Genomic DNA, 15,063 nt, shown 5'->3' with positions numbered 1-15,063 from the left:
TGGATTTGGGGGAATACACCAGTGTCTGAGGTTTTTCTTCGCCCCTCGGAGGCGATGTCCGCACTACGGCAGGTCGTAGCCGATAACGACGAACAACGCGATGCCCACCGGGCCGAGGTACCGGATTTTCCGGTGGCCGCAGCGGGACGCAACTTTGGCGGCCACGGTGAGCGCATTCGCGATGTCTTGGTGCGCATCCATGAGCGCGGCGGGCAGAGGTTGGATAATTTATCCGCCACCGCCCACGCCGCCCATGAACAGGTGCGCGCCATTGCTGATTTTGATGAGTCCTTCGGCAGCTCCTTTGCACGCGGCGGGGAGGCGGACAGCAAGTGAGTACGCTGACAAAATCCCTGTTGGGGGACTATTCCAACGCGATTTCCCAATTCCAGTTCGCATGCTTGGGAAGCTACTCGGGCCCCAGCATGCCGATGAACCTACTGGGAGAGCTAGTCGGTGCGGTGGATGGCATCGCGCCCGAAAACCTGGTGAAAAACACCGTTGCGGCCGTAGGCGGTAACCGCCCGAAGGGAGGCGGTGCTGGACTAGCGGGCTATTTGCAGCAAGATGATTCCGAGGTTGCTCAAGGCGCCATGCGCGAGCACCTGTGCGGCGTGCAGGAAGACTTCGACATTGACCGCCAGGATGCCGCCCATCTCACCAGTTCGGCGGAGCAGTGCTCGGGCGCTATTGCCGACGTCGTCGATGTTTCCGACACCGCCCTTACCGAGCTCATCTCTGCGGTCATCCCACTGCTGAATATCTTGTCCATGGTGGCTACCAAGCACCCGCTGGCCAGGTTTATCATCCCGATTCTTTCCACCATCGGCGGGCGCGTTATCGAAGAGACGAATCACAATATCGCTAGCACCTGCCGTGACCGCGATGATGCGATTGAGTCCTGCTATAACGAGTTTGAATCGCGCTGCGAATGCGTCTGTGAGCGCCCAATGCCGGAAGAATGCCCGACGCCAGCTAAACCTACAGATGACGCCTGCCCCGCACCGGTAGAACAATGCCCGGAGACTCCTACTCCCACTAAGCCGATGCCGAAGGAAGAGTGCCCGCCCCCGCCCTCGCAGCCCACCGAGCCGGCCCAGGTGGAGTGCCCACCAGAGCCCAAGCCCATGCCGGAGCCTGACTCAAAGCGAGAATCGAGCCAGACGACTTCCGCGCCGCCACAGCCGACGCCTCCTTCGCCACCACCTGTTCCGCCAAAGGAATGCCCCGAGCCCGAGCCGGAGCAATCATCCAAGACGGAAGTGCACACGGAGACCACTGCAGAACACGGCGCGGGCTGCCACTGCAATCAGTGCACCGAGCAACCATTTACCGAGCGTCCATCACAGTCCCAGCGCGACGTAGAGATCACCAGGCCGGCGCAGGCGGAGATCATTCCGCCGCAGGAGCCGCCAGAACAGCCACAGCAAGTAGAAGAACTGTGCCCGGAACCTGAATCTCAGCCAGAGCCGAAACCTAAACCAGACATGGATACGGAACCCGCTTCTGGATCGGGCGCAGGCGAGGAAACGCTCTGCCCGGAAAACACCGCGGAAAGTACCGAAGAATGTGTGGAAACGACCCAAACCAGCTCAGAAGGCTGTGAAATTGAATCCTCCTGCAGCGGCAGCCTCGGCCTGGTAGGGGCCGGAATCGCTTTAGTAGGCGTGGGCCTCATTGTGGAAGGCGCCGCGCAGTGCCTGGAGCACATGTCCGAGGCGGATTGTCCGGTGCAAGAGCCCGAACCGGACCCCGTCCCTGAACCTGAGCCAGAACCAGAACCTGATCCCTGCCCGGAACCTGAGCCCGAACCCGAGCCGGAGCCGGAGCCATGCCCCGAACCCGAGCCAGCTAGTGATGATGGCGTTATGGCGCCGCCTCCTGAGCTGTCTCAGGTAGAGGAGCCAACGCCGCCACCAGAAAAGGTGGCACACCTCCAGGCGGCCGGTCCAGCAGAGGCACCGTCACCAGCCCCAGCTCCGGCTCCTGAACCAGCACCGGCACCGGAACCGGCCCCGGCACCGCAGCCGGCTCCAGAAGAAGCACCGGCACCGGCACCAGCGCCGCAGCAGGAGGCGGCACCCGCGCCAGAAGAACCAACCATTAAGGCACGAAAGGCAGGTCAGTGGTAATGAATAACGACTTCGCAGAATTTGCGCAGGGCTTTCGGGAAAGGACCGCTAAACGCCTGCTGGAATTTGAAAAAGCGCTGGCGAAAGCGCAAGACGAGCTAGAAAAGTCCGCGGATAAAGCCATGCAGGAGGCGCGAAGGGAGAAGGGGCAGGTGGGGCGTCGGCAAGCGGCGGCGATGCCAAGGCCCCGATATGGCGCTGCCCCGGCGCGCTCAAGGAACGCGTCGGGGCAGGTGCAATCTGTGCTGCGGCGGGGCTAATACCTTAGGCGTCGCGGGTGACGCCGGCGCGCTCGGCCAAGTCCTCGCCTACGAGGCTTTCGACCTTCTTGGCGCTCGCCTCTGGATCCGCAAAGGCGTCATAGGTGGAATCGCCATTGAGGGTGGCCAGCAGGAAGCCGGTGAGCAAGCCGCGGGCGATTTCGGTAGGGCCGGACTGGAAGGCGGCGGTGCCGATGGCCAGCTTGCGCAGGCGATCTTCGGTAAAGCCGGCGTGGCTGCCCTTGTCGATGGCGCGGAAGCAGACTGGGCCATTCCAGTTATGGGCCAGCTTGGCGGGGTTGCCGGCATTGAAAATGTCTTCCTGGCCGGCGCCAATGACCAAGCCCGGGGTAGTAATGCGGCGGGCTGCCTGCACCGCAGACGGCGCGGTGATGGAAGGGTAAATCGCGGCGACGGCGGCGACCTTCTGGTTATCCAAGGCGCCAAGCACGGCCGTGCCACCACCCATGCCGTGGCCAATCATGCCGAGCTTGCCCGGGGAGACCGTAATATTGCCAGCGCCAAGCTTTACCCCAGCGGCAATCTGCAGCGCGGATTCCATATCCGCGGCCAGGTTGCGGTGGTTAGGGAAGGGGCCGGTCTCGGAATCGGGGGCTACCACGACGATGCCCCAGCTAGCCAGGTGGCGCAGGGTGGCGTGGTAATCCTTAATCTTGTGCATCCAGTCATGGCCAAAGGCCACGGCGGGCAGGCTTTGGCCCTCCGCAGGGGTATAAACCTTGCCGGTGACTCCGGCATAGTCAAGGTCGCCAACCAAAACTCGGTTGCGACCGCGCTTCGACAACGTTGCTAGATGTTTATTCAAATTCGCAGACACGCATTCAAGGATAGATGAAGATCACCCGCTAGGCGGGAAAGGGTGCGGGTTTATCTGAGAAATGTCTGCGTAGTACCCAGCCGAGCCGCGGGTGTGGTGGAAAGGCTTTCCTAAGCCCCTCCTAACTTGCGCGCCTTTGCGCAGAGGAGTGCAATGTGTGGGCAACTACATACTCTATTTATTTCTGGGAAGGCGGGCTGCGGTACATGACTACCGGCGTCGTTGATGTAGAAGAACTTTCTACTCGTTATGGGATGGAGGTAAAGACCGAGGTTATTGACCGCGTGGCACATGCCTCCGATGCCTCGCACTACCTGTACACCCCTAAGGCAGTCATTGAGGCCCGCTCGGCCGAGCACGTGGCCGCCATCTTCCGCGCGGGCCGGCAGCAGAATGTTCCGGTCACCCTGCGCTCCGGCGGTACCTCCCTTGCCGGCCAGGCTTCCGGCGATGGTTACCTGGTGGACGTGCGCAAGCACTTCCGCGGCATCGAGGTGCTGGATGAGGGCAAGCGCGTGCGCGTCCAGCCCGGCGCCACGGTGCGCCAGGTCAACGCCCGCCTAGGCCTGCGCAACCGCAAGCTCGGCCCGGATCCGGCCAGTGAATCTGCCTGCACCATCGGTGGCGTGGTGGCCAATAACTCCTCCGGCATGGCCTGCGGTACCGAGCTCAATACGTATAACACTCTGGAATCGCTAACCTTCGTGCTGCCTACCGGCACCGTGATCAATACCGCCGATGCGGATGCAGACCGGCAGTTCCAAGAGCAGGAACCGGAGCTGGTGGAAACGCTCACCCGCCTGCAGCGCCGCGTGCGCGATAACCAGGAGTCCGTGGACATCATCCGCCGCCACTTCCAGCTGAAAAACACGATGGGCTATGGACTCAATTCCTTCCTAGATTTTGATAGCCCGGTCAAGTTCTTTGAGCACCTGCTCATCGGCTCGGAGGGAACCCTGGCCTTCATTGCAGAAGCGGTATTCCGCACGGTGCCCATTTCCAAGCTGACCACCACCACGGTGGCTGTCTTTGATGACCTCACCGCCGCCACCAAGTCCCTGCCGGCCCTGCTAGATACCGGGGCGGCCACCCTGGAGCTGATGGACTCTGCCTCCATTCGCGTGGGCCAAGGCTTTGACAAGGTTCCGCAGGCCATCACCGGTTTCGACGTGGACAAGCAGGCCGCACTGCTCATTGAGTACCACGCTGACGCGGAAGAAGAACTGCGCGAGAAGGAAGGCAAGGGCTCGCAGCTCCTGCGCGAGCTGCCGCTGCAATCGCCGGCTGCCTTCTCGGCCGATGCCGCTTCGCGCAATACCGCATGGAGCTTCCGCAAGGGCCTGTATGCCCAGGTCGCTGAGGCGCGCCCGTCCGGTACAACCGCGCTTTTGGAAGATATCGTCGTGCCCGTGGGGGATTTGGCTGATACCTGCTCTTCCCTGCAGGAACTCTTTGCCCGCTATGGCTATGACGACGCCGTTATCTTCGGCCACGCAAAGGACGGCAATATCCACTTCCTGCTCACGGACCGCTTTGAAGGCGATGATGCCATCGGCCGCTATAACGACTTCAACGAGGGCATGGTGGACTTGGTTCTCTCGGCCGAGGGCAACCTCAAGGCCGAGCACGGCACCGGCCGCGCCATGGCGCCGTATGTACGCCGCCAGTATGGCGACGAGCTCTACGCGGTTATGCAAGAACTCAAGCGGGCCTGCGATCCCAGCAACACGATGAACCCGGGCGTCATCTTGGACGATGACCCCGATGCGCACATCAAGAACATCAAGCTCAACCCCACCGTGGAAGAGGAAGTGGACCGCTGCGTGGAGTGCGGCTACTGCGAGCCGGTCTGCCCGTCGCGCGATCTCACGCTTACCCCACGCCAACGCATTGTGGTGCGCCGCGCCCGCAAGCGCGCGGAAGAAGCCGGCGATAGCCAGCTCGTAGCCGAGCTGGATGAGGCCTATGAATACATGGGCATCGAGACCTGCGCGGTGGATTCCATGTGCCGCACCGCCTGCCCGGTAGGTATCGATACCGGCAAGTTCATCAAGCGCCTGCGCCGTGAGGAGGCCCAACCAGCGCAGCAGAAGCTGTGGGGCGCTGCCGCCAAGAATTGGCAGGTCGTTAGCCAAGGAGCCGGGCTGGCGCTTACCGGCGCGCACCTACTGCCCACTGAGTTGGTCAAGAAGGTCACCGACGTGGGCCGCAGCCTCATCGGCACCGATAACCTGCCGCAGTACCAGCCGGAGCTGGGCAAGGGCGGCAAGTCCCGCGGCCGCTTGGCCGGGCGCGTGGGTGACCGCTACGCGCAGACCACCGGCATTTACCTTCCTGCCTGCGTAAACACCATGTTTGGCCCGCAGGGTGGTGGCAAGGGTACGACCGATTCCTTCGTGGTTCTCTTGGAGCGCGCCGGGGTAGCGCTGGAGGTTCCGGAGGGCATCGACAAGCTCTGCTGTGGCACCCCATGGGCGTCCAAGGGCATGCAGGCCGGCCACGATGCGATGGAGCAGCGCGTGCGCGATATCGTCATGGAGGCCACCGATGGTGCGCGCCTGCCGGTCATCGTGGACGCCAGCAGCTGCACCGCCGGATTTAAGGACATGCTGGAGTCGGTAGGCATTACCGTTCTTGACGCCATTAGCTTTACGGCCGATACCCTCCTGCCGCAGCTTGCGGTCAAGAACCCCGCGGCTTCCGTGACCGTGCACCCCACCTGCTCTGCCTTCCAGCTGGGCATGATGGAAGATGTGGAGAAGGTAGCCCGCGCCGCCGCGGCCGAGGTACACATTCCCACTGACTGGAGTTGCTGTGGCTATGCCGGCGATCGCGGCATGCTGCATCCGGAGCTAACCGACGCCGCAACGCGCGCCGAAGCAGCGCAAGTCAAGGAAATCGGGGCGCAGTATCACTCCTCGACCAACCGCACCTGCGAGCTCGGCTTGACCCGAGCTACCGGCGAGGATTATCACCACATTCTGGAACTTTTGGAGCAGGCGACGCGCTAGTTTTCCCAGCGCACTAGCGGGTGGGGCACTATGCCCCGCTTGTCGACGCCCCGTCCGCCTAGAGGTTTCTTCCCCGTGCTGTAAAATCAGCAACCATGTGTGGAATTGTTGGATATATTGGTCACGCTGGTGGTGACCGTGATTACTTCGCCCTCGACGTAGTTCTAGAAGGTCTGCGCCGTTTGGAATACCGCGGCTATGACTCCGCTGGCGTAGCAATGTACGCCGATGGGGACATCAGCTGGCGCAAGAAGGCCGGTAAGGTCGCTGCGCTGGATGCTGAGATTGAGGCCCGCCCGCTGCCAGACTCCGTGCTGGGCATTGGCCATACCCGCTGGGCTACCCATGGTGGCCCTACCGACCTGAATGCGCACCCGCACGTGGTCGATGGCGGCAAGCTGGCCGTGGTGCACAACGGCATCATTGAGAACTTTGCCGAGCTCAAGTCCGAGCTTTTGAACAAGGGCTACAACTTCGTTTCCGAGACCGACACTGAGGTTGCCGCTACGTTGCTGGGCGATGTCTTCCACAACGAGGCCGCTGGGGACCTCACCAAGGCAATGCAGCTGACCTGCTCCCGCCTGGAGGGCGCGTTCACCCTGCTGGCCATCCACGCCGAGCAGGCCGATCGCATCGTTGCCGCTCGCCGTGACTCGCCGCTGGTTATCGGCTTGGGCGAGGGCGAGAACTTCCTCGGTTCTGACGTATCCGGCTTCATCGATTACACCAAGTCCGCCGTGGAGATGGACAACGACCAGGTCGTGACCATCACCGCCGACGAGGTAGAGATCACCGATTATGCGGGCAACCCTGCACAGGGCAAGCCTTTTGAAATCAAGTGGGATGCCGCCGCTGCCGAAAAGGGCGGCTTCGATTCCTTCATGGAAAAGGAAATCCACGACCAGCCCGCCGCTGTGCGCGATACCCTGCTCGGCCGCTTCGACGAACAGAGCCAGCTGACCCTCGATGATCTGCGCATCGATGAGACCGTGTTGAAGTCCATCGACAAGATCATCGTCATCGCTTGCGGTACCGCCGCCTACGCCGGCCACGTGGCGCGCTATGCCATCGAGCACTGGTGCCGCATTCCTACCGAGGTCGAGCTCGCCCACGAGTTCCGTTACCGCGATCCGATCGTGAACGAGAAGACCCTCGTCGTCGCGCTGTCCCAGTCCGGTGAGACCATGGATACCCTGATGGCCGTGCGTCACGCCCGTCAGCAGGGCGCCAAGGTTATTGCCATCTGCAATACCCAGGGCTCGTCCATCCCGCGCGAATCCGATGCCGCGCTCTACACCCACGCCGGTCCGGAAATCGCCGTGGCCTCCACCAAGGCCTTCCTGGCGCAGATTACCGCTACCTATCTGCTCGGCCTCTACCTGGCTCAGCTGCGCGGCAACATGTTCGCCGATGAAATCCAGAGCGTTCTGGCTGAGCTGCGCCACATGCCGGACAAGGTCCAAAACGTCATCGACGAAGAGGACCAGGTGGCCAACCTGGCCAACTCCATGAAGGATGCGGAATCCGTGCTCTTCTTGGGACGCCACGTCGGCTTCCCTGTAGCTCTTGAGGGCGCGCTCAAGCTCAAGGAGATCGCCTACCTGCACGCCGAGGGCTTTGCCGCCGGCGAGCTCAAGCACGGCCCGATTGCACTGATTGAGGAAGGCCAGCCGGTCTTCGTCATCGTGCCGTCCCCGCGCGGCCGCGACTCCCTGCACTCCAAGGTCGTTTCCAATATCCAGGAGATCCGCGCCCGCGGTGCCATCACCATCGTGATTGCGGAAGAAGGCGATACCGCCGTGGAGGATTACGCTAACCACGTCATCCGCATCCCGAAGGCGCCGACCCTCATGCAGCCGCTGCTGGCCACCGTGCCGCTGCAGATCTTTGCCGCCCATGTAGCAAAGTCCAAGGGCTACGACGTTGACCAGCCACGTAACCTGGCCAAGTCCGTGACCGTGGAGTAATCCACGCCGAACGGTACTAGTTAAGCCCCCTTACTTGCCGCGTTTCTTGCGTGGGAGGTAAGGGGGCTTTGGCATTTCTTTGAAGCTTGGCGGATTCTAGTGGTCGTGGAAACACTTCCTATGTTTCGGTTGAGTTTATCAGTGCTGCCATTTTCTCGGCTGGTGTTTGAAAGCCCAGGGTTTTGCGGGGGCGGCGGTTGAGTTGCATGGCGACGAATTCTAGGTCCGCTGCACTGTGGAGGCTTAGGTCTGTTCCTTTGGGGAAGTACTGCCTAAGTAGTCCGTTGGTGTTTTCATTGGTGCCCCGCTGCCACGGCGAGCCAGGATCGCAAAAGAACACGGGACAGTTTGTCGCTACAGAAAAGGCCTTATGGCAGGCCATTTCACTTCCCTGGTCCCAGGTAAGTGAGCCTTTGAGATGATCTGGCAAGCCAGCGATCGCTTTAGTAAGTGCTGCATTTACTTCGGTAGCATTATGCCCATTAGGTAGATGCAGCAAGATGACATAGCGCGTGGTTCGTTCTACGAGAGTTCCAATTGCAGACTTATTGCCCGCGCCTAAAATGAGGTCGCCTTCCCAATGACCTGGTACGGCTCGGTCATCTACTTCTGCTGGCCGGTCGGAAATCATCACTATAGGGTCAACAAACCGCTTACGGGCGCTGCGCGTGCCACGAGGTCGACGTTGGGCGTGACCGCGACGCAGTGCAGCAGCGATTTCTTTTTTCAACTCGCCTTTAGCCTGGAAATACAGAGATTGATAAATCGTTTCAGGACACACGTACATAGTCTCATCACCGGGGTAGCAACTGCGCAACCGCCCAGAAATCTGCTCTGGCGAGTACCTGTCTTTCACCATTTCCCAAACCACCTCACGCAAGCGTGGATTGGTATCAATCTTGCGCTTTTTCGGTCTAAACCTACGCAACACCGATTTACGGTGCGCATACGTGGGAAGATATACCCCAAACTCATCCCGGTTGCGTTTAAGTTCCTTGCTGATAGTTCCAGCAGAGCGCTGAAGACGCCGAGCTATCTCACGTACACCTTTGCCTTGCCGGTCAAGATCAAAGATGAGCTCGCGCTCTTCTATCGATAGATAGCGCGAAGAAATACGCCTATCGATACGCTGTTGGGAAATAACCTGGACTGGAACTGCTTGGCGACCATCAACGTACTCGAGTACCTGCATAAGCCTGTTATACAGCGCCACATCCGGGCCATCCGGGACAAAAGGCACACGCCCGGTGGAAAGCTTAATGACGCCTTTGTCTATATCAGCAGCATTACGCGGATGAATGCCACAGGCTAAAGCGGCATCTTTGCGTCCTAAAGCATTTACACGCAGTTGCAGATAACTACACCGGCGAATTGTTGCCGCAGCTTTGCGGCCGTACGGATTGCGTTTCCACAAACCAAGCTCAATACCGATTCGATATACCGGAGTAGAGCCTATAGAAAGCTGGCGCGCAATATCCATTGGTGCCACACCTTCAAGCCACAGGCGAGCTATTTTCTGACTGTCAGCCGAGCTAATACGCCTGCGGCGCTTGTGCGGCAAGTCCAACTCACCAGCAAGCCGATAAGCCACCGACCGCGGTAAACCAACCACACCAGCAGCCGCCCGTATTGAACTACCAGCCCGAACCAACGACGCAAACCGCGCCACGACAACAGAATCCGGAACCCATTTCGACTCCACACAATCACCCAACCCATGTCAGGTGTTTCCACGACCGCTAGAAATCAAGCTTGAATCTGTTATGCTATTGGGAGCAATTGTTGTCGGTGAAAGGAGTAGGCAGTGCTCATCCGTCGTGTTTTTGCGTAAAACACTAAAGAAAGAACGGATTTAAGCATGCCTATTTTATTGAACGACCTTTCCCTAGTATGGCCCGATGGTACAACCTGCTTCAGTGGCCTAAACGGTGCCTTTTCTGGCCCTTTAACTGCGCTGATTGGGGATAATGGTGCAGGAAAGACAACTCTGTTAAACGTCATCCTTGGCAAAATCTTACCTACTGCTGGAACGGTGGAAAAGCCGGAATCGATAGCGTACCTGCCACAAGACCTTGCTTGGAATGAAAATGATGTAGTAGCAGACATCTTCGGTGTCACCCAAGTGCTCACGGCGATTTCCGCAGTCGAAGCCGGTGAGTATGAACCAGAACTCTATGAGTTAATTGGGGAGCAATGGGACGTCGGCGAGCGCATTGCCGCTGCCCTTTCCGCCGCCGGATTGGATATCCCGTTGGACCGCCCTATCAAAAGCCTCTCTGGAGGTGAAGCGGTCCGCGTCGCTTTGGTGGCGGTGTTCTTGTCTGAGCCGGATTTCATTATCCTCGATGAACCGACCAATAACCTCGACGGAACTGCTAAGAAGCATCTGAAAGATATGTTGGTAAATGCCGCGGCGCCGGTGCTAGTGGTAAGCCATGACAAAGACCTGTTGGATGTAGTTTCCGAGGTAGCGGAATTAAGGGATGGGAACCTACGCTTCTTCCAAGGCAACTATTCCGACTACCTAGCCACGATTAATGCAGAACAGGAAGTAGCTCAAAAAGCAGTATCTACCGCCAAGGCGACTTATAAGCAGCAACTCCGCGAACAACAAGCAATGCAAACACGAATTGCGCGTGATGCGCGCCGTGGAAAGAAGTTCGCGGAGTCGAAGCGCAAACCAGGCATGACGATGAAGCTTGATAAGCAGCGATCCGAAAAGACGGCATCGCGCAGAGCGCAGATCCATTCAGGCGCAGTTGAAGCGGCCCAACGCTCTTTAGCTCGAGCTGAGCGAAACATACGAGATGATGATTCGGTCTATATCGAGCTGCCACAAACTGAGCTGCCGGAAGGAAAGCGGGTTATTTCGATTCCTGGGCTGACGATTGTCGGCCCAGAACGGGTGCGCTTGTCAGGACCAAATGGAAGTGGCAAGACCACGCTCTTAAACCGAATTAACTCCGGTGAGGCGGGCTACGTGATCGGCAACTCGGGGTATTTGCGTCAACGAATTGGATTAGATCCTTCTCTAAGCGTATGGGACGTGGTTACCAACGCGAATCCACGAGAGGATCCGCAGTTCATCCGTGATCAGCTAGCTCAGTTGTTGTTTCAATCTGACTCGGTTCATGCGTTGACAGGGACCCTCTCGGGAGGCGAAAGATTTAGGGCGGAATTCGCCAGAGTGCTCTTAGCGGATCCGGCGCCGCAATTGCTAATGCTCGATGAGCCGACTAACAACATTGATATTTCAACTGTTGATTGGTTGGTCTCAGTTTTGAAAAACTATCGGGGCGCATTGCTAGTGGTTAGCCATGATGAAGATTTCTGCTCGCGGATCAAACTTACGAGGCAAGTTTCTATAGAGGACATTGGATGAGCCGACTCCAAGGTGGAGGTATCGCGAGTCAGTGCGGCACACCTTGCCCGAATTCAGCCCAAGGGTGAGCAGTGGCACAATGGTGGGCATGCTGAAAACCACGATTGATCTCTCCGCCATTGCGCACAACGTCCGCCTCATCAAGGAAAAGGTGGGTCCGGAGGTCAAGCTGATGTGCGTGGTCAAGGCCGATGCTTATGGGCACGGCGCGGCCAAGGTTGTGCCGGTGATGGCGCGCGCCGGCGCGGATTGCTTTGGCGTGGCCACCCTGCGGGAAGCCGTGAACCTGCGCCGCGCGGGCGTGGATGCGCCCATCGTGGCGTGGATTTGGCAAACAGATGAAATCCTCGAAGAAGCCTTGGCCAATGGAATCGAGGTAGCGGTCAACTCCCTTGAGCAGGCGCATAAGCTGGTCAAGGCCGATTTTCCTGCCGAGGTATACGTCAAGGTGGAAACCGGCATGCACCGCTCCGGTGTGGACGAAGGGGATTGGGCAGAGACCTTTAAGGTGCTGCGCGATGCCCCACACATCAAGGTGCTTGGGCTCATGTCCCACTTTGCGTGCGCCGATGAGCCGGATAATCCGCACAATGACGCCCAAGAGGAAGCGTTCCGCACGGCCCTGCAGCTCGCGCGTGAGATTGGCTTGGAATGCCCGGTCAATCACCTGGCCAATTCGCCCGCAGTGCTGACACGTCCGTCCTCTTATTTCGAGCAGGTGCGCGTCGGCGCCGCTTGCTATGGCTTGGAGCCCATCGAGGGGCGCGAGCATGGCCTGCGCCCGGCCATGACCTGGTCCGGTCAGATTTTTAACGTCAAGCCCATTCAAGCGGGTGAGGGCACGTGCTATGGACTCACATGGAAGGCGGATAAGCCGGGATTTTTGGCCACGGTGGACTGTGGCTATGCCGATGGCCTGCCGCGCGGCTATCAGGGCGACTTGCACGTGGGCATTGGTGGGCACCTCTACCCGCAAGTAGGAAGAATCTGCATGGATCAGATCGTGGTGGACTTAGGTGAGAACCCGCATGGCGTGGACACGGGGCAAGATGCCGTGATCTTTGGCAACGGGGGAGTATCGGCCACGGATCTCGCCGCAGCAGCAGGCACCATCAACTATGAGGTGGTGTGCCTGCCCGATGGCCGCACCGAACGCGAATATATAGGAGAAGAAGATGCGCAGTAGCTTTCCCGAATCCGGCAGCCGCGACCTATCCACGGTGGAAGAAACCCATGCCTTTGGTGAAGAGCTGGGTGCGGCGCTTGAAGCCGGCGATGTAGTGATCTTGGATGGGCCGTTGGGGGCTGGAAAGACGACGCTGACGCAGGGCGTCGCCAAGGGCATGCAAGTTAAAGGTCGCGTTACCTCGCCAACCTTCGTTATCGCCCGCGTGCACCGCTCTACTGTGGGCGGGCCGGACCTTGTGCACGTGGATGCCTACCGCCTGCTCGATGAAGGCGGTGCTAATTCCGGGGACCCGCTAGGGGAGCTCGACGCGCTGGATCTGGACACGGAGCTAGAGGACGCCGTGGTTATTGCCGAATGGGGCGGGGGACTCGTGGAACAGATTGCGGAGCGCTACCTATTTATCAGCATTGACCGCGAGCCGGTGGACTATGCCGGCGCAGAAGAGGATGTTCGCCGCTTCACATGGTCTTGGCAAGGTGTTGTATAGCACATATCTTGACCTTAAGGGGGATTAAGTGATGAATATCCCAGAAAGCAAACTTGATCCGGGTATAACCACTACGTAATTCTATTAAGGTGTTGAATTTTCTCGCCTCAAGTCCTTTGCTATCTCTCTTCGTCATCATGGCGGTGGGTCTAGCGATTGGCAAGATCAAGATCTTCGGCATCTCTCTCGGTGCCGCGGCCGCGATGTTTGTGGCACTTGGTCTGTCTACTGCCAATCCGGAAATCCAAATTCCGCCGCTGGTCTATCAATTTGGCCTGGCGATCTTCGTTTATGCCATTGGCCTCAACTTCGGGCCTTCCTTTGTCCGTGAGTTTAAAACCCGCGGCTGGAAGCTCACCGTCTTTATGCTGGGCATGCTGGTTATTTTGGTCGCCGTTGGCTATGGCCTTATCCGTGCCTTTGGCATGAGCGTGCCAGAGGCCGTCGGTATGTTCGCCGGTTCGCTCTCCTCCACGCCGGGCATGGCTGCCGTGGTGGAAATGGTGGGCGATTCCACCCCGGTCGTCGGTTACTCCTTGGCCTACCCAGGCGCGGTGATTGGCGCGATTCTCGTTGCCGCCATTGGCGCCAAGGTTGTCAAAGCCAACCATGAGGAAGATGCCCGCGCAGAGGGCATGATTCCCGCCGAGCTCGTAGCCAAAGGCGTGCGCCTGACCAAGAACTTCAATGACACCGCTGGCCATATCTACCGCGTTACCGGCCAGACCGTAGTGGCTACTCGTATCATCTCCGATGAAGAGCGCCACCGCCTCGCCGTCCCCGAAATGCCACTGTGCGAGGGGGAGGCCTACCTGCTCAACGGCTCCGAAGAGGCCGTCGATAAGGCCATTGAGATCTTGGGTGAAGAACACCCAGTGGAGCTGACCGAGGACGCTGGGCTTAAATACACCCGCGTTACCGTGTCCAACCCGGAAATTGCCGGTAAGTCCATCCGCGAGATCAAGGCCCTCGACCACGGCTTTATTATCGCTCGTATCCGTAAGGGCGATAAGGACCTCGTCCCGCACCCGGACACTGTGCTCAACTACTCGGATCGCGTTCGCGTGGTCACCAGCCCGAGCCGCCTGCCGTATGTGCGCAAGTACCTCGGTGACTCTGAGGCCGCATTGGGCAACGCTGACCTGCTGTCCCTGGCCATCGGACTGACCTTGGGTATGCTGCTTGGCCTCATTCCGATTCCGATGCCGGGCGGTTCTACTCTGCAGCTGGGCTTCGGTGGCGGCCCCGTCGTTGTCGGCCTGCTCTTGGGCTACCTCAACCGTACCGGCCCGTTGAACTGGCAGATGCCATTCCACACCCGTGAGACCTTGTCCAATATGGGCCTTACCTTGTTCCTGGCCGGCGTGGGCACCTCGGCCGGCGCCTCCTTCCGCGATGCCCTGACGGATCCATCCTCCCTGACCATCATGGGCGTGGGCCTTATCATCACCCTAGTCTCCGCCATCTTGATCGGCGTCATCGGCATGCTGGTGCTCAAGCTGAAGTGGGACGAGGCCATGGGTTGTGCGGCCGGCATGACCACCAACCCCGCAGTCTTTGCCTACATTCGTGATCAAACCGGCACCGAGTTGGCCGGCCGCGGATGGGCCACGGTCTATCCCACCACAATTATCGGCAAGATTATTGCCTCGCAGGTATTGCTCTTGCTGTTGCTATAGCGGCAATATCTCGCGTTAATTACTCACCCACAGGGTCGCCCGCCTACACTGGCAGGCACTACCCTGTGGGTTTTGTGTTGCGGTGAACCAGGTAGCATCGGTTGCCAGAATTACCGCC

11 protein-coding genes are annotated in these 15,063 nt (G+C 59.3%); 9 read left to right on the top strand and 2 right to left on the bottom strand.

Going from position 1 to position 15,063, the window contains the following annotated elements:
• The first annotated feature begins 21 nt into the window (after positions 1-21).
• The 3 genes from ACKFRY_RS00455 to ACKFRY_RS00445 are packed head-to-tail and all read left to right on the top strand — an operon-like array spanning position 22 to position 2,392.
• The gene (locus ACKFRY_RS00455; protein WP_408921513.1) at positions 22-336 is read left to right on the top strand and encodes a hypothetical protein; all 315 of its coding nucleotides are present in this window, start codon (positions 22-24) and stop codon (positions 334-336) included.
• Complete coding sequence (locus ACKFRY_RS00450) at positions 333-2,132, top strand: hypothetical protein (RefSeq protein ID WP_408921512.1); 1,800 nt, start codon at positions 333-335, stop codon at positions 2,130-2,132. The genes ACKFRY_RS00455 and ACKFRY_RS00450 overlap by 4 nt, the downstream gene beginning before the upstream one ends.
• A complete protein-coding gene (locus tag ACKFRY_RS00445; RefSeq protein ID WP_150851285.1) occupies positions 2,132-2,392 on the top strand; it encodes a hypothetical protein in 261 nt (86 codons plus the stop codon). The genes ACKFRY_RS00450 and ACKFRY_RS00445 overlap by 1 nt, the downstream gene beginning before the upstream one ends.
• Before the next feature lie 4 nt (positions 2,393-2,396).
• On the opposite strand, the gene ACKFRY_RS00440 is transcribed toward ACKFRY_RS00445, so the two are convergent.
• On the bottom strand, positions 2,397-3,230 hold the full coding sequence (locus ACKFRY_RS00440; RefSeq protein ID WP_200436228.1) for a dienelactone hydrolase family protein: 834 nt from the start codon (positions 3,228-3,230) through the stop codon (positions 2,397-2,399).
• A 206-nt stretch (positions 3,231-3,436) separates the two neighbouring features.
• On the opposite strand from ACKFRY_RS00440, the gene ACKFRY_RS00435 reads away from it, so the two are divergent.
• Both ACKFRY_RS00435 and glmS read left to right on the top strand, forming a co-directional pair.
• Positions 3,437-6,241: an FAD-binding and (Fe-S)-binding domain-containing protein gene (locus tag ACKFRY_RS00435; protein ID WP_408922974.1), complete on the top strand. Its 2,805-nt coding sequence runs from the start codon at positions 3,437-3,439 to the stop codon at positions 6,239-6,241.
• 95 nt (positions 6,242-6,336) lie between these two features.
• Positions 6,337-8,208 carry a glutamine--fructose-6-phosphate transaminase (isomerizing) gene (gene glmS / locus ACKFRY_RS00430; RefSeq protein ID WP_408922973.1) on the top strand — a complete coding sequence of 624 codons (1,872 nt, stop codon included), beginning with the start codon at positions 6,337-6,339 and terminating at the stop codon, positions 8,206-8,208.
• 118 nt (positions 8,209-8,326) lie between these two features.
• On the opposite strand, the gene ACKFRY_RS00425 is transcribed toward glmS, so the two are convergent.
• Positions 8,327-9,400, bottom strand: coding sequence for an IS30 family transposase (locus ACKFRY_RS00425; RefSeq protein ID WP_234447260.1), 1,074 nt, complete (start codon positions 9,398-9,400; stop codon positions 8,327-8,329).
• A 666-nt stretch (positions 9,401-10,066) separates the two neighbouring features.
• Here ACKFRY_RS00425 and ACKFRY_RS00420 point away from each other — a divergent pair.
• The 4 genes from ACKFRY_RS00420 to ACKFRY_RS00405 all read left to right on the top strand — a co-directional run bounded on the left by ACKFRY_RS00420 (position 10,067) and on the right by ACKFRY_RS00405 (position 14,945).
• On the top strand, positions 10,067-11,590 hold the full coding sequence (locus ACKFRY_RS00420) for an ABC-F family ATP-binding cassette domain-containing protein (protein ID WP_408922972.1): 1,524 nt from the start codon (positions 10,067-10,069) through the stop codon (positions 11,588-11,590).
• Between the two features lie 82 nt (positions 11,591-11,672).
• Positions 11,673-12,776 carry an alanine racemase gene (gene alr / locus ACKFRY_RS00415; protein ID WP_200435869.1) on the top strand — a complete coding sequence of 368 codons (1,104 nt, stop codon included), beginning with the start codon at positions 11,673-11,675 and terminating at the stop codon, positions 12,774-12,776.
• Positions 12,766-13,266: a tRNA (adenosine(37)-N6)-threonylcarbamoyltransferase complex ATPase subunit type 1 TsaE gene (gene tsaE, locus ACKFRY_RS00410; RefSeq protein ID WP_200435863.1), complete on the top strand. Its 501-nt coding sequence runs from the start codon at positions 12,766-12,768 to the stop codon at positions 13,264-13,266. Before alr ends, tsaE begins: the two co-directional genes overlap by 11 nt.
• A gap of 89 nt (positions 13,267-13,355) precedes the next feature.
• Positions 13,356-14,945: an aspartate:alanine exchanger family transporter gene (locus tag ACKFRY_RS00405; protein WP_408922971.1), complete on the top strand. Its 1,590-nt coding sequence runs from the start codon at positions 13,356-13,358 to the stop codon at positions 14,943-14,945.
• The last annotated feature ends 118 nt before the right edge of the window (positions 14,946-15,063 follow it).

This window comes from Corynebacterium tuberculostearicum (assembly GCF_046097255.1).
Classification (GTDB): Bacteria; Actinomycetota; Actinomycetes; order Mycobacteriales; family Mycobacteriaceae; genus Corynebacterium; species Corynebacterium tuberculostearicum_J.
The sequence above is the reverse complement of the archived record's forward strand: the minus strand, read 5'-3'. Positions and strand labels throughout refer to the sequence as shown.